The sequence below is a fragment of the Neochlamydia sp. AcF65 genome (assembly GCF_018342435.1).
Taxonomy (GTDB): domain Bacteria; phylum Chlamydiota; class Chlamydiia; order Chlamydiales; family Parachlamydiaceae; genus Neochlamydia.
Window position 1 is genome coordinate 1 of sequence record NZ_JAEMUE010000044.1, and the last position, 21,359, is coordinate 21,359.

Annotated in this window: 19 protein-coding genes; 12 read left to right on the forward strand and 7 right to left on the reverse strand. The window is 39.0% G+C overall.

Annotated features, from left to right (window positions below):
* Positions 1-173 precede the first annotated feature (173 nt).
* Complete coding sequence (locus NEOC65_RS05150) at positions 174-1,247, forward strand: IS701 family transposase (RefSeq protein WP_213155979.1); 1,074 nt, start codon at positions 174-176, stop codon at positions 1,245-1,247.
* Here NEOC65_RS05150 and NEOC65_RS05155 read toward each other — a convergent pair.
* The 6 genes from NEOC65_RS05155 to NEOC65_RS05180 all read right to left on the reverse strand — a co-directional run bounded on the left by NEOC65_RS05155 (position 1,234) and on the right by NEOC65_RS05180 (position 7,248).
* Entirely contained in the window at positions 1,234-1,488 is a 255-nt protein-coding gene (locus NEOC65_RS05155; RefSeq protein ID WP_213151598.1) for a DUF4277 domain-containing protein, read from the reverse strand. The genes NEOC65_RS05150 and NEOC65_RS05155 overlap by 14 nt on opposite strands.
* Positions 1,489-1,631: 143 nt before the next feature.
* On the reverse strand, positions 1,632-1,991 hold the full coding sequence (gcvH, locus tag NEOC65_RS05160) for a glycine cleavage system protein GcvH (RefSeq protein WP_213151596.1): 360 nt from the start codon (positions 1,989-1,991) through the stop codon (positions 1,632-1,634).
* A gap of 289 nt (positions 1,992-2,280) precedes the next feature.
* A complete protein-coding gene (locus NEOC65_RS05165) occupies positions 2,281-2,910 on the reverse strand; it encodes a sugar-binding protein (RefSeq protein WP_213151594.1) in 630 nt (209 codons plus the stop codon).
* A 116-nt stretch (positions 2,911-3,026) separates the two neighbouring features.
* Positions 3,027-5,420: a hypothetical protein gene (locus NEOC65_RS05170; RefSeq protein WP_213151593.1), complete on the reverse strand. Its 2,394-nt coding sequence runs from the start codon at positions 5,418-5,420 to the stop codon at positions 3,027-3,029.
* Positions 5,421-5,779: 359 nt separating this feature from the next.
* Complete coding sequence (locus NEOC65_RS05175; RefSeq protein ID WP_213155980.1) at positions 5,780-6,493, reverse strand: lipoate--protein ligase family protein; 714 nt, start codon at positions 6,491-6,493, stop codon at positions 5,780-5,782.
* A gap of 56 nt (positions 6,494-6,549) precedes the next feature.
* Entirely contained in the window at positions 6,550-7,248 is a 699-nt protein-coding gene (locus NEOC65_RS05180; protein ID WP_166155962.1) for a hypothetical protein, read from the reverse strand.
* Positions 7,249-7,416: 168 nt separating this feature from the next.
* On the opposite strand from NEOC65_RS05180, the gene rnc reads away from it, so the two are divergent.
* From rnc to NEOC65_RS09970, 11 genes are all read left to right on the forward strand, one after another.
* Positions 7,417-8,130 (forward strand): ribonuclease III, encoded by a 714-nt coding sequence (gene rnc, locus NEOC65_RS05185; RefSeq protein WP_213151591.1) that lies wholly within the window; start codon positions 7,417-7,419, stop codon positions 8,128-8,130.
* Positions 8,131-8,156: 26 nt separating this feature from the next.
* The gene (gene radA / locus NEOC65_RS05190) at positions 8,157-9,533 is read left to right on the forward strand and encodes a DNA repair protein RadA (protein WP_166155956.1); all 1,377 of its coding nucleotides are present in this window, start codon (positions 8,157-8,159) and stop codon (positions 9,531-9,533) included.
* 69 nt (positions 9,534-9,602) lie between these two features.
* A complete protein-coding gene (gene hemC, locus NEOC65_RS05195; RefSeq protein WP_213151590.1) occupies positions 9,603-10,916 on the forward strand; it encodes a hydroxymethylbilane synthase in 1,314 nt (437 codons plus the stop codon).
* Positions 10,917-11,173: 257 nt separating this feature from the next.
* On the forward strand, positions 11,174-12,667 hold the full coding sequence (locus NEOC65_RS05200; RefSeq protein ID WP_213151589.1) for a leucine-rich repeat domain-containing protein: 1,494 nt from the start codon (positions 11,174-11,176) through the stop codon (positions 12,665-12,667).
* A gap of 329 nt (positions 12,668-12,996) precedes the next feature.
* The gene (locus tag NEOC65_RS05205; protein WP_213151587.1) at positions 12,997-13,632 is read left to right on the forward strand and encodes a superoxide dismutase; all 636 of its coding nucleotides are present in this window, start codon (positions 12,997-12,999) and stop codon (positions 13,630-13,632) included.
* Between the two features lie 159 nt (positions 13,633-13,791).
* Positions 13,792-14,718: an acetyl-CoA carboxylase, carboxyltransferase subunit beta gene (gene accD / locus NEOC65_RS05210; RefSeq protein WP_213151585.1), complete on the forward strand. Its 927-nt coding sequence runs from the start codon at positions 13,792-13,794 to the stop codon at positions 14,716-14,718.
* Positions 14,719-14,723: 5 nt separating this feature from the next.
* Positions 14,724-15,176, forward strand: coding sequence for a dUTP diphosphatase (gene dut, locus NEOC65_RS05215; RefSeq protein ID WP_166155944.1), 453 nt, complete (start codon positions 14,724-14,726; stop codon positions 15,174-15,176).
* 111 nt (positions 15,177-15,287) lie between these two features.
* On the forward strand, positions 15,288-15,737 hold the full coding sequence (locus tag NEOC65_RS05220; RefSeq protein ID WP_213151609.1) for a PTS sugar transporter subunit IIA: 450 nt from the start codon (positions 15,288-15,290) through the stop codon (positions 15,735-15,737).
* Between the two features lie 14 nt (positions 15,738-15,751).
* Positions 15,752-16,441 (forward strand): PTS sugar transporter subunit IIA, encoded by a 690-nt coding sequence (locus NEOC65_RS09720; protein WP_166155941.1) that lies wholly within the window; start codon positions 15,752-15,754, stop codon positions 16,439-16,441.
* A gap of 124 nt (positions 16,442-16,565) precedes the next feature.
* Complete coding sequence (locus NEOC65_RS09600) at positions 16,566-16,853, forward strand: transposase (protein WP_249299076.1); 288 nt, start codon at positions 16,566-16,568, stop codon at positions 16,851-16,853.
* The gene (locus NEOC65_RS09970; protein WP_502710351.1) at positions 16,804-16,935 is read left to right on the forward strand and encodes a hypothetical protein; all 132 of its coding nucleotides are present in this window, start codon (positions 16,804-16,806) and stop codon (positions 16,933-16,935) included. The genes NEOC65_RS09600 and NEOC65_RS09970 overlap by 50 nt, the downstream gene beginning before the upstream one ends.
* Positions 16,936-17,283: 348 nt before the next feature.
* Here the strand turns inward: NEOC65_RS09970 and NEOC65_RS05235 are convergent, their stop codons facing one another.
* On the reverse strand, positions 17,284-21,273 hold the full coding sequence (locus NEOC65_RS05235; RefSeq protein ID WP_213151578.1) for a leucine-rich repeat domain-containing protein: 3,990 nt from the start codon (positions 21,271-21,273) through the stop codon (positions 17,284-17,286).
* Positions 21,274-21,359 lie beyond the last annotated feature (86 nt).

Genomic DNA, 21,359 nt, shown 5'->3' on the forward strand with positions numbered 1-21,359 from the left:
GGCTGAAAAGATAGCATCACATCCATATTCGTAGCAGCAATCTAAAGCTCTACCTAAACGATCATCCGATATATTTTCAGATCTACACGCTCTTCCTAACTCACCTTACGCACAGATGAGTTGAAAAAATTATTCTAAAGGTATATTTTTTTCTTTGAAAAGAGGAGAAAAAAATGAAACTTGATCTTCTTGATATTTATACAGATTATCTTATCAGCCAAAACCAACAAGCCACAGCCACAGGGCTATCCAATCTTTTAGATGGTCAGGTTAGCCATGATAAAATCACCCGTTTTCTTAACAACAATCCAGGAGGCTCGAAAGAACTATGGCAGTATGTTAAAAAGCAAGTGCGCCATCTAGAGCAAGATAAAGGAGGTGTATTGATTATTGATGATACGATAGAGGAAAAGCCCTATACAGATGAAAACGAAATCGTCTGTTGGCACTTTTCTCATACTCAAGGAAGATGTGTAAAAGGGATTAATCTACTTTCCTGCCTCATTAGCTATGGAGATTACACTTTTCCCATCGGCTTTGAAGTAATCAAAAAAGATATGCATTTTTGTGATGTGAAAACAAAGAAAGAAAAAAAGCAGTCATCCATCACTAAAAACCAACATTTCAGAGCGCTTATCCAACAGGCAGTTGCCAATCAAGTGAAGTTTGAGTATGTGCTAGCGGATAATTGGTTTGGTGCTAAAGATAATATGGAATTTATCCATTATAAACTCAAAAAAATGTTTATATTTGGCATAAAGTCTAATCGATTAATTGCTTTTTCTGAGGGAGAAAGAAAAAAAGGCCAGTATCAGAATTTAAATACGTTTAATTTCAAAGATGGAGATAAAAGGATAGTCTGGCTTAAAGAGCTAGCTTTTCCTGTAGCTTTAATTACAAAGATCTTCAAGAACGAAGACGGCTCTATAGGCATTCTCCACATCGTGACTAACGATCTAAATCATGAGGCTGACCGAATCTATGAAATCTATCACAAACGATGGCGCATAGAGGAGTATCACAAATCAATAAAGCAAAATGCTAGCCTTGAGAAGTCACCCACCAAAATTGCTCGCTCTCAAAGAAATCATATTTTTTCATCCCTTATCGCTTATTGCAAGCTTGAATTTCTTAAAATTAAAACCTTACTTAATCACTTTGCTTTAAAATATAAGTTAATCCTTAAAGCCAATCAGATGGCCTATCAAGAACTGCAAAATTTACAAAGGAGTTTTATGCCTGCGTAAGGTGAGTTCCTAATAATCGTTCCACAGGTTTACTTGCGTAAAATTGTGCTTCTAAATATAAGGGACGTGAAGTAAAACCTAACCCATTGATGACCATCAATTTGATGCATTCTCCTGTTGTTATAATAGCTCGGGGATCAGGGGGAATGAGCTGATCTATCATGCTCACTAAATTGATCTCGTCACACATAGCAGAAACAATCCCTAAGTGGTCAAGATCTTTGCTACTATACTCTTCCATCGCTTATATCCTCTCTTTCTTTGCTTTGAGAGGAACAAGCTTAGTTTTTTCTTGAAAAAAACTTAAGTCAATTTACCAAAATAATAAAAAAATTATCCAACCATTGTTTTAACCTGCGGAATGTGGGATACATCATCCATTGCTCAAGAAAATTTGGCATAGTATTCAGAGGAATTCATAAGCTTATCAAGCTCTTCTAAATTATCCATTTCTATCTTATAAAGCCAACCCTCCTTTTCAGGCGAGGTATTTACTAGGTCTGGTACCGAAGACAGAGCAGGGTTAACTTCTGTAATGGTGCCTGAAACAGGGGAATAGATATCCGTAGCAGCTTTAGTAGATTCAAGAACAACAGCTTCTTCGCCAGCCTTTACTTTTTTGCCAATTCTCGGCAATTCTACATAGACGATCTCGCCCAATTCTTTCTGTGCATGCTTAGAAATGCCTACAGTTCCCACGCGATCTGTAACTTTAATCCATTCATGCGTATCAGCAAATTTCATTTTTTCTCCTAGAAAAAAGCCATTTTTATAATTTTAATTTGCACTAAGTTAAGGAGGTTACCTTTTTACCGCATTTCCCAACTTTAAATCTTTATAACTTGCACGATCTTTTAAGCGGCATCCCTATAATAAAAATGTTAGATCATTGAACAATCTCTACTTTCCTAATCCCCCAGGGGTCCCTCCTAGCTAGCTCGGATTTATGCTTATGGCGAAATGGGTTCCTTTTTAGCATTTATTTAAAGAATCCTATGTCGCCATGGATAGTTTAGAAAACGTGGTTTTGCCTTTACTTGACCAAGCTTAAGCTGCTCCATAAGGAAGGTTGTTGTTCGATTTGAAAGTCACGAGTGACCACCGAAAAATGTTGGGGAGAATCATTTTTGCGATTAACTCTATAAGTAAACCCTAAGCGATCGAATTGCTCGGGATCATAGCCGATTAAGCAATGGCTAGGGATAGAAATTTTGAGTGTATAACTTTGAGAAGAAAGCTGGCTGCTGACTTTCAACTCTTTGGAATCGCAAAGTTCATGCTTATCTTCCGTTCTAAAGCGTGTCATTTCACCCGCTTGGATGCCATCAACAGCTTCTGGTAAAAAGAAAAAATGATGGCAAAAGCGTGTGTTAAATCCGGATGTTTTCACATCCCGAGTATCAATCATCAATTCGACACTATCGCCTCGGCTTATATCAGGATGATAAGCTTGCTTAAATGGCTGTGAGACTACTACTAAGCACTCCAGACCTTGCTCATTCCATCCTAAGGAAACTTTAGCAAAATGCTCTTCCCCACAAAGATAGCTAGTATCTGCTAGCAAATACTTCTGGCCGCTAATACCTTTAGGAGCATAATGACAATCACCTTTCAATTGAAAAAAATTAACTGGTGATAATGAGAATGATTCTTCTTCAAACATATATCTTTAATTTAAGCCGCTTTAAAGAAAAACTTTAAGAACCTTTTAGCCATTGCTTCAGCCTGCCTGCTTGGCTTTTAGGAGTCCTAATGAATTTTCTTTAAAGCATTTAATTTTTATTCTTCTTTAGCTTTATTCATGTAATCAAGTGACAAAGCTTTCTTTTCTTTAAGCAGCTGCAGCAATTTTTGCATATAGATACGCTGTCCCTCAGCAGAGAGGACATTATACAATTGATGTACTTTGGGCCCAGCCGCTGCGCTAGCGGAAGCTTCTCTTTTTTCCAGGTGGAAAAAATTGATATCTCCATTTCCAGGGGTATTGACTTGGCTCCATGCCCCCACTTGCATAGCAAAAATTTCATAAGCATCCAAATCACTGTTTAAGTCGCTACGTAAGCCGCGATAAGGTGTTTGGATTAACTTCCATTGATTCTCTAAAGGCTGGCGTTTCGCTAGCTTCTCTGAAGGCGCTTCCTGAGCGGTATAAATCCACTTTTGCGTATTAGAAGGATCTTTTTCCAAGCTAGCGCGAACCTCACGCATGTAAGCATATAAACGCAAGGAAGCCAAGTAATCTCCTAAAAAAATAGAAGGTGCCGGCTGAGGAGCTGTAGCTTTCCTATAATCTGTTTCAATAGCTTTACGTATTTTTGCAAAATATTGATCTGCTACAAGATCCTGGACATCTGCTAAAGGTTTCCAAGAGCCATCAGTTTTTCTATAGTGTGAAGGCTCCTTCTCGCGAATTTTTACATAATAAGCTTCTAACTCTTTCTGCAGTAAGGGCTCTAATACATCTTGCTGCTCTGCTTCAGCAAAGGTCATAATTTCTTGCTCAGAACCCCGATCAATAACCTTTATACAATAGTAGGTGAGATTATCAGGAGAGTACTGCATAAGCTTTTCTGCTGCTGAATTGATAGCTTCTCCTTGCAAAGAAGCTTGCTCTAATAGCTGTATAAGTTCTGGCCGTTTTTCTCCCACAGCAAAGGCTACTTTGCCGCCTTTAATGCCAATTGATACCTCGCTTTTCTTAACAGCGGCCTTCTCTAATGCTTGCTTTATCCATTCAGGATGTAGATCAACGATGGCAGTGCGAGCAAAAGCATCCACTAGCCCTCTGGTTTTATCGTCTAAACTATCTAAAGCTAAGAAGCGTTCCTCGCGGGTGGCCCCTTTTCTAATCCCTAATTCTGGAAATTTCTTTTTTAATATCTCCCAATTGTGCTCTTCAACTTCCCAATCCCAGGTATCTTTAATGCTGACTTTAGCTTGAAGATCTCTTTTATTTAATTGTGCTACCTCCAGAATATAGCGCTTATGAAGCAATTCGGGAAATTTTTTAGCTAGGGCTTCTGTTGTTAAAAATTTAGTCGGTAACATTAAAAGGTTCATTGTATCTTCTGGTCGCTGGCTGACGGCGTTAAGATAAATTTCTAGCTTTTGCAGTTTGCGATAACTATCCATGCGCAAACTTTCCGGTAATTGAAAAATTTGCCCTATCACTCCTTCCTTGGTATATTCTTGAAGTTTTGTGATGCTAAATGGATCTACGACTAGCGCATTACCAATATCATGGAAAAGACGGCGAAATAACAAAACATCTCGCCAAACTTTTATTGCTTTATTTTGGTCCATTCCCATCCGGCGTAGCTGCTCATCGAAGTATTGCTGAAGGTTAGCTACTCCTAAATTAGGGTTGTTTATATTTTCCTCATAACTTTTGGCAGCATGTTGCATCAACTCCGCTAAAGCTTCTTTTTTCGAAACACTGTAGCCTTTTTGTTCAGCTATCTTAGCACTATTGAGAATGAATTGAGCAATAAGACGCACAAAACGAGGACCAAACCAATCTTCTGCCGTATGGTATCCAAAAAGAGAAAGGTCTTGATAATCAAGATTATCATCGGGAGGCAGCCAAGAATACTGTCTTTCTTGATAGCGTAAAACTTGCCTTAATAAGGGGGCTGGAAATTGCTTTTCTTGTAGGAACAAACTTATACGCGCTTGCAATGCCTCCCTCTCCACGGGATTAGTAGTGGCCTGCAAAGAATTATAATTAGCCTTCATCTGAGGAGCAAAGTAAGACCAGGCGGACTCGACATTGATAAATCCGGCTTGCGGATGACGGTAAAGAGAAAAGCGTTTTTCTTTTTCAGACCGCGCTCTTAAATCTTTTGCCAGCTCATCAGAATAGTGTGATGCCAACATCAATCCCATTCCACTTTCTAAGAAATCTTTATATATAACCCCATCATTTAAGAAATTAGGCCCCCAAACTCCTCCTAAAAGAAGTTTATCATGCCTATCGGTGCTAATAAAATTAGATAGCTCATCCAGCTCTAAACGTTTTACCGCAGTACCATCTATGGCGGTAAAAACCGTTTGCTCATGGGGATATTCGATGTTAAGCGTGTTAAAAGTGCCGAAGAAAGAAAATGAAATGACAATCATTACCGTAATGACAATGAAGAAATAACGCTGATGCTTTCGTAAAAATTCTAACATGATTATGGCTATCTCCTTAAAAATCAGAAAGAGAAGATCCTAACAAAAAAGCTGCTTTCTCTCAAAGGATATCTCTTTTCTTCTTTTTAATTAGGTAGGGGCCCTCACCTAATTTTCTTAATTACTAACTTTTTTGAAATTAGCCCTACAGAGAGGAGAATTTAAAGAAGACTCAATTCATAGGCAGGTAGGAATATTTTTTTAACCTCTTAAAACATACTATAAGAGAAGCTTCTTATTCTCAATATTTACCCTGCTATAAACATGCTTATTTTCTGACCGCGTATGAAACACGAAAGCATGATCCGAGCTAATGCTCAGTTCATTAAAAATCTCTCTATATTCCCGCTCATTCTTTTTTAACAAGTTTTTTCAAATTGTAGAACCAGTAAATGTCTTAGCTGGTGGCGAATCTCTTCTAATTGGTTAGCATTAGCCCCTTCTTCTAAAGCATAGCTATAACTTTTCATCGCTTCCCACACCTCCGTTCCTTTTTTTAGCACAGCTTTAAGCAATGACTCATCAGGCAAAGCAATAGATAAAGTACCTTGATGTAAAAAGCCCTCACGGGTACGCCGTTGTGCCGCCCCACCGATCTTTTTACCCTCAACCATGACATCATAAATGGTAGGCTTTGCCATGCAAAAATGACGGCAAAGCTCATCGGTAGAAAGAGGTTCGATCTTTAAAAAAGCAGTAACAATTTCATTTTTAAATGCTTTTACCGCCTCGGCCACCTGCTGGTTCACCCAAGCATAATTATCAAGCGTGTTTAAAGAATAGCAGGGATGTTTAGCAGGTATGATCACTGAGAAAGCTAGATCGGTTAAATGGAAAACTATTCCCCCTCCTGTCGGCCTTCGCCCTAACTGCAGTCCATGCTTTTGCATTCCTGCAACATCTAAAAAAAGCAAGGGATTAATAAAATATCCATAAGTCGCACAAGGGCCCTGCCAGCCATAAAAACGCAGGATAGGATTTGCCGTGCACCCAATATTTTGCAAAAGTTTTAAATCCTTATCCATATTGTTTTGAGCAGTATCAACGGCGTCCTGAAGAATGGTCCACTTCATTTTTTAAGCCTGTACTTTAATTTCAAAATTTTAATAGAGAAAGATTTAGCAATTTATTAACTTCGGATAATAAGAGGATTGAGCTTATCGGATAATCTATCGCCGAAAACATATCCTCGATGTTTTAAACTATGCGTATGGGGATCTTGATCATTTAACACATAGATTGATCTTGGCTCAGCATAAGCAATCATCAAATAACGTCCCCCTTTCGCATGGGAAAGATAACTCAAATCAAGAGGAAGATCGGACTTAAAGAAAACCCCATTGCCCAATGTTTGGGGAAGAATAACAGGCGGAATTTCAAGCGATAATGAAGGTTGCAAACAAATAACAAGGCCACACACTAAGGGCTGCACACAACTTTTATCTTGGAGAGAACCTACACTTTGTAAAAATTGATTGTAAAGAGCATTTGCGTTTACGTTAGCTTGCCCCGATTGACCGACAAGCAACTGATCATACCCTATACGTAGCCCTCGTGCTTCCATCAATTCCAGAGCAATTTCTGCCAAGCGTCGATTTAGCACCTGTTTCTGGATTCGCTCATCTTTTCGATAAAGGTCGTGCCCGCAAAGAAATATATCTTCAGCATTTTGCAATTGCAGAGCAATATTTTTAAAAGTTAGAGAAAGAAGGTCATCAATTGCCGTATTAAGCTGTTGAATTTGCTCTAAGGAAAAAAGACCATCAAACTCAATGGTCCCATGTTTGTAGAAATAATCTCTATGAGATTTATCGGTGGCTAGTTTCATTATGTTTAAAATTTGGGTTAGATGTTTGCAAAGTCTAGACAAAAGAATAACATAAAAAACAGTTAATTATCTTGAGAAATATACTTTTTTTCAATAGCCGCTTGTAGCAAAAATTAAAGATTTACTAAAAGCTACCCTAAAAATAAAAAGTGGAGTAAAATTTAACCTATGAACGCCTACCATGAACTCATAAAACGTGCTACCGAGATAGAGCATAAGATTGGTTATACCTTTAAAGACCGAACTTTATTAGCTTTAGCTTTTGTTCATCGATCTTACGTTAACGAAAACAAAGAAGTGGGGAAGCACAATGAACGCTTAGAGTTTTTAGGAGATTCGGTTCTAGGCATGCTCATTGCAGACTATCTTTATCGCTACCTACCCTCCACCTCGGAGGGTGAACTCTCTGTTCTTCGTTCCCGTTTAGTAGAAGCCAGCTCCTGTTTTAATTATGTGCAAAAGTATGATTTAGGCCAGTATTTACTTTTAGGAAAGGGCGAAAGAATGAATGATGGGCGAGGACGTGAATCTATTTTAGCAGACTTATTTGAAGCGATTATTGGAGCCATTTACTTAGATGGAGGCTTAGAAGTCACCAAGCAATTTTTATTTAAAAATTTTTCTGCGGAAATCGAAGCTATATTAAAGATGCCTCTGCGCAATTTCAAAGCCCTTTTTCAAGATTACTGCCAGAAGAACTTTCAACAAACCCCTACTTATAAAGTTCTAGGTGAGGAAGGACCTGATCACAGTAAAATTTTCAAAATATGTGTGATGGTTCATGATCAAGCTAAAGGATATGGACACGGCTCCTCTAAAAAAGAAGCTCAGCAAGCTGCTGCTGCAGATGCACTCGCTCACTATCGCGTTATTGCTATTTAAAAAAATTAAAGAGGCTTAAATAGTTTATGGCTGCTAAACAAAAAAGCGCCTGGTATTGCTCTGAATGTGGCCACAAGCAATATAAGTGGACCGGCCAATGCCCTCAATGTACTTCTTGGAATTCCATGCATGAGGAAGTAGAGGTAGTAGGCGCCAAAACACGCTTTGAAGCTCAACAGCCTATACGCACTAGTAGGCCCGTACGCTTAAAAGAAGTTTCTCATAAAGAAACACCCCGCATCCGCACCTTACTTCATGAATTTGATCGTTTAATTGGTGGGGGTCTCGTCCCTGGTTCTCTTTCTTTAGTCGGTGGAGACCCTGGAATTGGAAAATCCACTCTTCTATTGCAGATTTCTCAGGCACTAGCTATGCAAGGCTCTATTATTTTGTATGTTTGCGGAGAAGAGTCTGTGGAGCAAACCTCGATGCGTGCGCAACGTTTAAGGATCGATAGCGAAAATTTGTTCCTTTTAAGTGAAACCAATTTTTCCGCTATCAAGGCACACATCGATCAGATAAAGCCCGACGTTTTAATTATTGATTCCATCCAAATTGTTTATAAAGGCGAAATTTCTTCAGCACCTGGATCAGTTTCACAAGTACGCGAAACGACTACAGAGTTTATGCATATCGCCAAAGGACACCAGATTGCCACTTTTTTAATTGGCCATGTAACTAAATCTGGCGAAATAGCAGGCCCTCGAGTTTTAGAACACTTAGTAGACACTGTGCTCTATTTTGAAGGAGATAAACAGAATAATTATCGTATGATTCGTGTAGTGAAAAATCGCTTTGGCCCTACGGATGAAATTGCCGTATTCCAAATGCAACAGGCGGGCTTAGTGGAGGTGCCTAATCCTTCACAAGTCTTCTTAGAAGAACGTCGCAAAGAGGCGATTGGCTCTGTGATTATTCCTACTATAGAGGGAACACGCGCTATCTTAATAGAAACCCAAGCTTTGGTTACCGAAACTTTCTTTAGTACCCCTTCTCGCCGCTGTACAGGAATTGATCAAAATCGGCTAGCCTTGTTATTAGCAGTTTTAGAAAAACGTATGGGCTACCAATTACATAGATGTGATGTATTTGTTTCCATTGCGGGCGGCATGCGTATTACAGAACCAGGCATTGATCTGGGTGTTTTATTATCTGTAGCCTCTTCTATGCGTAATCTACAAGTAGATGCTGAAACTGCCGTAGTTGGTGAGGTTGGTTTGGGAGGAGAGATTCGGAGTGTGACCCGCATAGAGAGCAGGCTTAAAGAAGCTATTCATATGGGCTTTCAACACTGTCTAATCCCTAAAAGAAATATTAAAGGTATTCCTCCAGAGATTTCCCAAAAAATCGGCATCATTGGCGTTGAGTTTGTAGAAGAAGCTGTCCAACAATTGATTAGATAAATCGTGCACTTAAAATTTTTAATAGATAGTATTTGCCTATATAGAGATCAGCGATTCAAGGGAAAAATTATGCAAAGCTTGTCAATTAAAGTAGGTGCGCGTTCTTCTGCCTTATCTAAAGCTCAGGTTAAAGAAGTTTATCAAGAACTTTGCCGCCATCATGCCCATCTCATATTTGAAAATATTTACCTTGAAACAACAGGTGATAAAGATCGTCTCACTTCGCTGCGCCACATGGGTAAGACAGATTTCTTTACAAAGGAAATTGATCTTCTCCTTCTAACCCAACAGTGTCGTTTAGCTATACACTCAGCTAAAGATCTTCCCGATCCCCTTCCTGCAGGCCTAGTGCTCGCAGCTATTACTCATGGAGTAAACCCTGCAGATGTATTAGTGCTAAGGCCGGGACAAACTCTTGAGGATCTTCCTCCAGGAGCCTGTATTGCCACCTCCTCTCTACGTCGTGAAGAAAGAGTAAAAGAATTACGTAAAGACCTAACTTTTTGCGATTTAAGAGGAACTATTCCCGAAAGATTGAAGTTGCTTGAAAAAGGACAAGCTGATGGCGTAGTCGTAGCTGAAGCAGCTTTAATTCGTCTTAATCTTACCCATCTAAATCGCATTAAGCTACCAGGGGAAACTGTGCCTTATCAAGGACAATTAGCCCTCATATGCCGAGAAGATGATACGGAAATAATTGAGCTAATGAGCTGTTTAGATAGCCGCAAGCCACAGCCGCAAATCCTTTATCTGGGTATAGATCTTCCCGAACAACACAAAAAAAGCATTAACTTTATTCATTATCCTATCATTTGCATTCACCCACGCGCCTCCCACGAAACTGATATTCAAAAAAGCTTTCAAGATTTTTTATCTTACACTCACTTAATTTTTACTAGCAAAAGTGCAGTGCATATTTTTTTTAAACTCTTTTCTCATTATGGATATAAAATCCATCATTTACATAATAAAGAAGCCATTTGCGTCGGCTCTCAGACAGCCAAAGCTTTTGCAAGCTATGCCACCCTTTCTCCTTTAACTCCTCCTGTAGAAACGGCTGAAGGCATGGTAGATTTTTTGCAAAGTTTATCCCTCGCCAATCCTTATTTTTTTTGGCCCCATTCTGCTCTTTCGCGCTCCGTCCTTGCCGATTTTTTTATCCAGCAAAAATGGCGTTTTCGTGCATGTATTCTCTACGATACTTTCCTTAATAAAAATTTGCGACCTCTAGATTTAACCCTTATTGAGGAAATTCATTTCACCAGCCCTTCTACAGTCAATGCTTTTATAGAGAAATTTGGTAGCCTTCCTAAAGACAAAAGGCTTAAAGCTATTGGACCTATCACGCAGCAGCATCTAATGCAGCGATTAAATTTTTCTTAAGCTTTTTAGAAGGCTAAAGAAATGAGTAAGTTAAGATGCATGAATTTCCTACTTCCCCCTTACTCCATATAATTTTGCCCCTTTAATCCCATCCATGTTTTTTTAAGGCTTCACTCTCCTTTTACGCTTTCAAAATAAAGTTGCTCAAAAAAAGAAAAAAAAGTAAATTTTCTGTAAAGATCTAAGTTAAACCCTTAATTATTAGACACAAGCAATCTTAAAATTAGCAACCTGCTTTAATACTTTTAGGAGGTTATATGATGCCATCCGTTTCTTTCTCTAACACCCAACCAAATTTTCGACTTGCTGTCTCAGAAAATATAGAAGACGCGGTCTCAGGAAAGCTGATGACTCGAGCAGTTACAGTATTTCCTTGCGGTCATACTCTTAATGAAGATACTGTCATTCAATGCTTAGCCCGCAATAAACTTTGTCCTCTTGATAGCCAACTTATAGAGAGGCATACACCCAACCCTACTATCAGGCTCCATGCTCAAATTGCTGAGACCGAGTTTTTATCAGAATTTTTTAGAGAGCGCTATATTGCCCTTTTGATCCATCTTTTAAATGAACCTTCTATTAAAGCAATTCCTTCCCTGGCTAGCTTATTAGAAAATCAATCCAAAACTTTAATGAGCCAACTCGGTGAACAGCTAACCCAAGAAGAAATGATAAATTATAAGTGGACAAAGAATTTATTAGATGAAAATAAAAAAGTTAGACTATTTGTCTTCAAAAGGCTGCAACAGCCTTACCAAAGCTCCCTTTCCACCTCTTCTTTATCTGGCACCTCGAACGAAAGTGGATGCTACCCTCATCCATCCGTGTCTCCCCTTTCCATGTCCTCGCTTTACAGCGCAATCCTCATGATTCATTTTCCTGGTAGAGATGAAAGTCTTATAGAACAGGCTCCTATTTTAAATAAGATCTATGAAATTGAGCCTAACCTTTCTACAGAGGAAAAAGTGGCCCATATCTTTCAAAAAATTTTTACCTTAGCAGCTTTTTTTTCTCCACCAGAAGTTGAAAGAAATAGTAGAGAAAGCAAAACCTTTACCCTTTCTAATTACTGCTACTACTTATTAAATATTAGTCGCCTATCACTCTGGCATCACCTACCAGGAGGGGCAGAGTACTTAAACAAGCCCCAGATTAAGATCTTATCTTTAAAGAAAAAAGGAGAGATATTAATTCAATGGATAGAAGAACACTTTGTAGCTATTGATTACTTAAATTTAAGTTGTTCAGGCTTTATGTGCTTGCCGCCAGAGATCGGGCAGCTTTCCCAGCTGCGGCAACTTTACTTGCAAGATAACCAGCTAACTACTCTTCCAGCGGCTATCGGCCAGCTCTCCCAGCTACAACGGCTCTATTTATACAACAACTATTTAAATACTCTGCCTGAAACCGTCGGGCAACTTTCCCAATTGAAAGAGCTTTTTTTATCGAATAATAGATTAAGTGCACTTCCTGAAAGTATTGGGCAACTTTGCCAATTGCAATACCTTTTTTTATCCACTAATCAATTAAGAGCTCTTCCTAAAACTATTGGGCAGCTCTCTCAACTGAGACTGCTTTACTTAGATAACAACCAGCTAACATCTCTTCCTGAAGTCATAAGCCAGTTTTCTCAACTTCAGCAGCTGAACTTAAGCAATAACCCTTTTACTACTATTCCTCCGTTTCTTAAGAGCGAAGAAATCGTCCTACATAAAAAGTGTTATTTAGTTTCCCTTCAAGAGGATAGATAAGTAACGGTAGCTCAAAAAGCCTAATCCATTTATTTTCGAAAAAAACTATAAAATACTTCCAAATATTTACTTAAAAACTATTCCTTTCATTTGAGCTTGCCATTTATCTACTGTAGAGCCACGGAGCATGCATAGAAGGTCCATGCAACAATGAAAAAGTAAAAGCTTAACAATTCGCTTATCTTTTACCTCCAACTTTAATATTCTCAAATCCTTAATTTTATAAGCCTTTTTTATAAGAATGAAAATTGTGCTTAAACCTTGTCAAAATTACTTTCATAGGACAAAATGTAGATTCACATTTTTTTCAAACTTCAAGGAGCTTTTTTATGGCCTTCAAATATCAACTTCCCCCTCTACCCTATGATTTTGGCGATTTAGAACCTGTCATTAGTGCAGAAATCATGAACTTACATTACACTAAGCACCATCAAACGTATGTCAACAATCTCAATAAGGCTCTTGAGCAGTATGAAGAAGCCCAAATAAAAGCCGAGAAATCCAACGATCCTACCGATTTAATTGCTCTGCAATCTGCTATTAAATTTAATGGCGGTGGACACATTAATCATAGCATTTTTTGGACAAATCTAGCACCTAAGAACCAAGGCGGCGGTACAGTACCCAATGGTGAGTTACAAAATGCCGTTAAAAAAGATTTTGAGTCATGGGAAAAATTCATTGAAGAGTTTAGCGCCCGCACGGTGGCAATTCAGGGTTCTGGATGGGGATGGCTGGGCTATTGCAAGCAACACCATCGCTTGCAAATTACCACGTGTGAAAACCAGGATCCCTTATCTCCTAAAGGTTTGATTCCTCTGCTCGGCATTGACGTCTGGGAACATGCCTATTATCTCCAGTATAAAAACGTAAGAGCCGAATATGTGAAAAATATTTGGGATATTGTTAATTGGAAAAATGTCGAAGAGCTTTATAAACTAGCCAGTGCCCCTAAAACCAACTGATTTGAATTTTAAGCCAGAAAGAAAATTTTCCCTTTCTGGCTTTCTTTTTCTTCCACTATTTTCACTCAGAAAACTGCTTGTTTGCAAGATTTAGATTGAATTGCAAAGCTTTTTCCTCTATAGTTTCTTTTTCTACTTCATTATTAAGAGAGTTAAATAATGGGATTATTCTCAAGGAATAAACCTAAAATAAAAATTCAAACAACCAAAAAAGATGGGTATAGCGGATGGCTAAAATGTACACATTGCCATGAACTTATCCACGCGAATGAGTTGCAGCAAAACATGAATTGCTGTCCTAAATGTGAATACCATTACCGTCTAACCACCGAAGAGCGAATTAAAAATCTTAGCGACGAAAATTCTTTTCAAGAAATGTATAACGATTTAGAGCCGGTAGATGCATTAAATTTCGTAGATACGGAAACTTATCCCAAGCGTTTAGCAAGTGCTCGAGAAAAATCAGGGCATAACGAAGCAGCTATAGTAGGCACGTGTAGAATTAATGGCAACCTAGTAGCTTTAGGGATATTGGATTTTAATTTTATGGCAGGATCCATGGGCTCGGTAGTAGGTGAAAAGCTGACTCTCTTAATGGAATATGCATTAGCCCACAGAATACCCCTTCTTATTGTCTCTACTTCTGGCGGGGCTCGCATGCAAGAATCGATCCTCTCCCTCATGCAAATGGCTAAAACATCGGCAGCACTTGCCAAGCTTCACGAAGCTAAAATCCCTTATATTTCTGTTTTAACTAATCCGACTACAGGTGGAGTAACGGCTTCCTTTGCCTCTTTAGGAGATATTATTATGGCAGAACCTAATGCCTTGATTTGCTTTGCCGGTCCGCGAGTAATTGAGCAGGTTATTGGGCAGCAGCTGCCGCCGGGCGCTCAAAAGTCGGAATTTCTTCTCCATCATGGGATGATCGATTGCATTGTTAATCGGCAAGAGTTAAAGCATAAAATTTCTGAAGTTCTTTACTTTCTTACCAATAACGAAGAAAACAACCATAAAGACGAGCATTCTTTTCTTGCTTATCCTTCTTTAAATAATCTTACTAAAGCCGATCAACCTTGTAGGTAATCTTTATGAACCCTGGCCTTTCTGTTGAAGTTCTCGTTTTATCACCTGACGTTAGCTGGTTACCTCAGTATGTTTCTTCTGGTGCTGCAGGTGCCGACGTTAGAGCTTATCTTAAAGAACCTTTGGTTCTTGCTGCCGGAGCCTCTTGCTTAATTCCTACTGGTCTACGAATGGCTATTCCTCAAGGATATGAAATCCAAGTAAGACCTCGCAGTGGCTTAGCTTTAAAAAACCAAGTGACTGTTCTTAATACTCCCGGTACAATTGATGCCGATTACAGAGGTGAAATAGGAATTATTCTTATTAACCATGGTAAGCAAGATTTTATAGTTACACCTGGCATGCGTATCGCCCAATTTGTTCTGGCGCCTGTAACAGTAGGAAACTTTATCTTGTCCGAAAAGCTTACAGACACTGCTCGCGGTGAGGGTGGCTTCGGTCATACAGGAAGCCATTAATCAGAGCTAAACTGCTCTTACCTGTCAAAGGTATAAGCTATGAATAGAAAAAAATGCTTGCGTAAATGTAGAGCTTTTTCCGTGCAATAACCGTCTCTAGGGTAAATAATGATGATCAAAATTTCAAAGTATTTGGACTCTCGAAATATTCTTTTTATGTCAGCTGAAGATCGCGATGAAGCCCTCCATACTATAGTAGAAAATCTTCATCAAAATCGTTTTTTACATGACAAAGAGGCTTTTTACCAAGCTATTCTTGAAAGAGAAAAAGTTGTTTCCACAGGCATTGGCATGGGAGTTGCTATTCCTCATGCTAAGCTAAAAGGATATGAAAGCTTTTTTATTGCTATTGGCATCCTGCAAAAAGGAGTGGATTGGAATTCTTTAGATGGCAGTCCAGTACGCATCATTATAATGATTGGCGGCCCTGATGACAAACAAACCGAGTATCTTCAAATCCTTTCTGCACTAACAATTGCCGTTAAAGATGAAAATAGAAGAAAAAAAATGTTAACATTGAATTCGGCAGAAGCTATTATGACTTTGTTTAAAGGATTTTAAATGCGGAGGTGAGGGTGGACTTAAAAATCAAAGATGTAGCCGATTTATTAAATGTTTCTGAAAAAACCATTTGTCGTTGGTTAAACGAGGGAAAAATCCCTTCTTACCAGATTAACCAGCAACATCTCTTTAACCGCAATGAAATTGAAGATTGGGTTTTAAGTCAAAAAATCCCTGAAGCTTCCTTTGACCATCCTACCGCTATTCCTGATCCTTCTCCTATCAAAGGTGGTATTAAGCAATTTAGCCTTTATCGCGCTTTACATAAAGGTGATGTGTTAATCGATATTATGGGGGACACTAAAGAAGAAGTTATTCGCCAGACAATGCAAAGGATGGCCAAAAGTTTGAATTTAGACGCAGAAGGTATCTCTCATCTTCTTTTGGATCGTGAAAAGCTTCAACCTACCGCTTTAAATAATGGGATAGGCATTCCCCATACTCGTGATTTTCTTCTTAACGCCCATTATGATGTAGTCGTCGTAGCCTATTCCAAAAATCCTATCGATTACGGTGCTCTGGATGGTAAGCCCGTTCACACTCTCTTTTTTCTTTTTGCCTGTGATGATAAGCGTCACTTACACTTACTCGCCAAAATTGCTCATCTGGTTAACCACCCTAATACATTGGAATTCTTGCAGAGCAAGCCTCCTAAAGAAGAATTTTTGAATTACATTAAAAATTTTGAATCGTCTATTAAATAGTTTGGCATGATTTAAAGGGTGTCTATTGCTTAAACAAGATTTTGAGAGCGTTGTTTCTCCTAATTGCTATAATTTCTTTACGCCTAAATCATTATAAAGCTCTTAATTTCTTGCAAAGTTGGCTATGAGACCAATCAAGCTAGATAATCAACAAGGCCGTCTTTTTAAACCCCGCTTTAGCGATGAACTCACTCTAGATCATCCTCTTATCCAGCTATCCAAATTGATTGAATGGAAGCAGCTGGAAGAAGAGTTTGATAAGCTGTTTGTAGAAAAGATGGGACAGCCCGCTAAACCTGTAAGGCTAGTTGTAGGGCTCTTTTATCTTGCAGCATACGTATGGGCTTTCGGATGCAAATGTGGTGCATCGATGGGTAGAAAATCCTTATTGGCAATACTTTTGTGGGCATGAGTTGTGGCATCATGCGCTGCCTATCCATCCTACTTCTTTAATCAATACTACTACGTTAAATTTAAGAGGAATCAAAAAATAGCCTTTTAGATGAGTCGTGAATAGCTTGGTAAAAAAAGGTAAATGGTAACCTCGACTTTGACAGTTATTTTCTAAGTAGATAATTATTAAAGGATTATATTCAAAAATTCAGGCACAACATAGGGGGTTGAAACGTAGTAGTACTAAGTAAATTTTCACATCTTGCTCAAACCATTGATTACTCTTTTTTAAGTATATGTTAATAATAAGAAATATGAAATGTAAATTACTATATTTGCGACTTAGTTAGCTTTCTTATAGTGAAAGGTATGTTGGCAATCTGGGTGTGGTCCAGATTCAGCTCTTGCAATTGAGTCAACTGCCCTATCTCAGCGGGAAGAGTGGTAAGCTAATTATGGTCTAAGGTAAGCACTTGAAGCTGAGTTAATTGCCCTATCTCGGCAGGAATAGTGGTAAGTTGATTATGGTCTAAGGTAAGGAATTTTAGCTGAAACAGGCGGTCTATCTCTGCAAAAAGAGCGGTAAGCTGGTTGTTATCTAAAGTAAGCTTTTGCAACTGAAAAAGCCATCTCATGTCTGCAGGAAGAGTAGTCAGTTGGTTATGATCTAGGGTGAGCGCTTGTAAATGAAATAGCTTCCCTATCTGTATAGGAAGAGAGATGAGTTGATTATATTCTAAAGCAAGTCTTTCAAGGTCAAATAAGTGTTCTATTTCGGCAGGAAGGGTTGTGAGTAGGTTATGGTGTAGGGTAAGCACCCGTAGCTTAAATAACTTTCCTATCTGAGAAGGAAGAACATAGAGTTGATTATATTCTAAGCTAAGTTCGTATAGTTTAGATAAACGTCCTATTTCGCTAGGAAGAGAAGTAATTAGGTTATTGTTTATGTAAAGATTTTGTAGTTCAGATAGTTGACCTATCTCGATAGGAAGAAAGCTAAGTTGGTTATGGCCTAAGGCAAGCTCTTGCAGCTGAGAGAAGCGTCCTATTTCGAGAGGAAGGGAAGTAAGTAGATTGTGGCTTACGTAAAGCCTTTTTAGTTCCAGCAACTGGCCTACTTCGGCAGGAAGAGAAGTAATTAGGTTGTTATTTATGTAAAGGTTTTGTAGTCCAGATAGCTGACCTATCTGGGCAGGAAGAGAGCTAAGTCGGTTATGGCCTAAGACAAGCTCTTGTAACTGAGAGAAGCGTCCTATCTCGTAAGGAAGGGAGTTAAGTAGATTGTGGCTTACACAAAGCCTTTTTAGTTCCAGCAACTGGCCTACTTCGGCAGGAAGAGATCTAAGTCGGTTATGGCCTAAAACAAGCTCTTGCAACTGAGATAAGCATCCTATTTCGTGAGGAAGGGAAGTAAGTAGATTATGGCTTACGCCCAGCCTTTTTAGTTCCAGCAACTGGCCTACTTCGGCAGGAAGAGAAGTAAGCAGGTTGTTATTTATGTAAAGGTTTTGTAGTCCAGATAGCTGGCCTATCTGGGCAGGAAGAGAGCTAAGTTGGTTATGGTCTAAGGCAAGCTCTTGCAGCTGAGATAAGCGTCCTATTTCGTGAGGAAGGGAAGTAAGTAGATTGTTGCTTACGTAAAGATCTTGTAGTTCAGATAGCTGGCCTACTTCGACAGGAAGAGAAATAAGTAGGTTGTTATTTATATAAAGGTTTTGTAGCCCAGATAGCCGGCCTATCTCGGCAGGAAGAGAGCTAAGTTGGTTATGGTCTAAGGCAAGCTCTTGCAGCTGAGATAAGCGTCCTATTTCGTGAGGAAGGGAGGTAAGTAGATTGTTGCTTACGTAAAGCCTTTCTAGATCCAGCAACTGATCTACTTCGACAGGAAAAGCAGCTAGTTTATTGTACTTTAAAGAGAGCAGTTGTAAATACGTCAGTTGACCTATCTCAACCGGAAGAACGGTAAGCTGATTATGGTCTAAGGTAAGCATTTGAAGCTGAGTTAATTGTCCTACTTCGGCAGGAAGAGTGGTAAGCTGATTATGATCAAGGTTAAGGATTGTTAAGCGGGATAGATTGCCTATCTCGGTAGGAAGATTAGTGAGTTGATTATAAGCTAGTATGAGCTCCTGTAGCTGAGGCAATAGGCCTATCTCGGCAGGGATAGTGGTAAGTTGATTATGGTCTAGGGTAAGGAATTTTAGCTGAAACAGGCGGTCTATCTCTGCAAAAAGAGCGGTAAGCTGGTTGTTATCTAAAGTAAGCTTTTGCAACTGAAAAAGCCATCTCATGTCTGCAGGAAGAGTAGTCAGTTGGTTATGATCTAGGGTGAGCGCTTGTAAATGAAATAGCTTTCCTATCTGTATAGGAAGAGAGATGAGTTGATTATATTCTAAAGCAAGTCTTTCAAGGTCAAATAAGTGTTCAATTTCAGCGGGAAGGGTTGTGAGTAGGTTATGGTGTAGGGTAAGCACCCGTAGCTTAAATAACTTTCCTATCTGAGAAGGAAGAACATGGAGTTGATTATATTCTAAGCTAAGTTCGTATAGTTTAGATAAACGTCCTATTTCGCTAGGAAGAGAAGTGAGTAGATTATTGTTTATGTAAAGGTTTTGTAGTTCAGATAGTTGACCTATCTCGGCAGGAAGAGAGCTAAGTTGGTTATGGCCTAAGACAAGCTCTTGCAAATGAGAGAAGCGTCCTATTTCGTGAGGAAGGGAAGTAAGTAGATTGTTGCTTACGTAAAGCTCTTGTAGTTCAGATAGCTGGCCTATCTCGGCAGGAAGAGAGCTAAGTTGGTTATGGTCTAAGACAAGCTCTTGCAACTGAGATAAGTGTCCTATTTCGTGAGGAAGAGAGGTAAGTAGATTGTTGCTTACGTAAAGCCTTTTTAGTTCCAGCCACTGGCCTACCTCGGCAGGAAGAGAAGCAAGTAGGTTGTTATTTATGTAAAGGTTTTGTAGTCCAGATAGCTGACCTATCTCGGCAGGAAGAGATCTAAGTCGGTTATGGTCTAAGGCAAGCTCTTGCAGCTGAGATAAACGTCCTACTTCGCGAGGAAGGGAAGTAAGTAGATTGTTGCTTACGTAAAGATCTTGTAGTTCAGATAGCTGACCTATCTCGGCAGGAAGAGAGCTAAGTTGATTATGATCTAAGACAAGCTCTTGCAACTGAGATAAGCGTCCTATTTCGTGAGGAAAGAAGGTAAGTAGATTGTGGCTTACGTAAAGCCTTTCTAGATCCAGCAACTGACCTACTTCAGCAGGAAGAGAAGTAAGCAGGTTGTTATTTATGCAAAGGTGTTGTAGTTCAGATAGCTGGCCTATCTCGGCAGGAAGAGAGCTAAGTTGGTTATGGTCTAAGGCAAGCTCTTGCAGCTGAGATAAACATCCTATTTCGCTAGGAAGGGAAGAGATTAGATTATTGTTTATGCAAAGGTTTTGCAGTTCAGATAGCTGGCCTATCTCGGCAGGAAGAGAGCTAAGTTGATTATGATCTAAGACAAGCTCTTGCAACAGAGATAAACATCCTATTTTGCGAGGAAGAACTGCTATCTGATTGTTGTCTAAGTAAAGGCCTTGCAGTTGAGACAGTTGATCGATTTCGGCAGGAAGAGCAGCTAGTTTATTGTACTTTAAAGAGAGCAGCTGCAACTGAGACAACTGCCCGATCTCTGCAGGAAGAGTAGTGAGCTGATTTTGGTCTAAATTAAGCACTTGCAACTGAGGTAACTGTCCTATTTCTATAGGAAGAGTAATGAGTTGATTGGAGCTTAAATAAAGCTTTTGCAGCTGAGATAGCTGCCCGATCTCTGTAGGAAGAATAGTGAGCTGGTTTTGATCCAAGATAAGCGTTTGTAGCTGAGGAAACAAGCCTATTTCAGAAGGTAAATAAGTCATACCATTTTTTTTTAGGGCTATATGTTTGATATCGATGCCATATCTTTCAATCCATGCTCTAAAAAGCTCTCCTTTTTTTTCTAAAGATAAAGCTTTAATTTCTTCTTTTTCTAAATATTCTCCTCCTCCGCCCAGTTCTTTCCACATTAAGAGGCGGTTGATATTTACAAGGTAAAAACAGTAATTAGCGAGGGTAAAATATTTCTTTTCCTCGGTTTTCCATTTGAATTCTAAAGGAGAAAGAGATTTAGCTAATATAAAAGTTTGCTTAAAAATTTTATCTACCTTTTTTACAAGAGGCAGCCGAGTATCTAATTCATAAATTTTATCTATGATAAGAGCCTGCTCAGTAACATTTCCGTTAGGGAAATGAATGTTACCTATCTTTCTATACAGGGGAGGGATCACTTTATCAGATAGAAGATCATGCCAGCGGGAGCAAATGCTAAATAAAGAGGGGTGAGGGCAGCGCTCAAGGATAGAGGCTAAAACTTCATTGGGCAAATGCCCAAGAGTAATAGGAGGGATAAAGGGGTTCATTTTTTACCGCCTAGTAATTATTAAAAGATTCAAATTAGCTTATCTTGAAAAGGCACAATCATCAACAAAATATTTAGTTCGACATG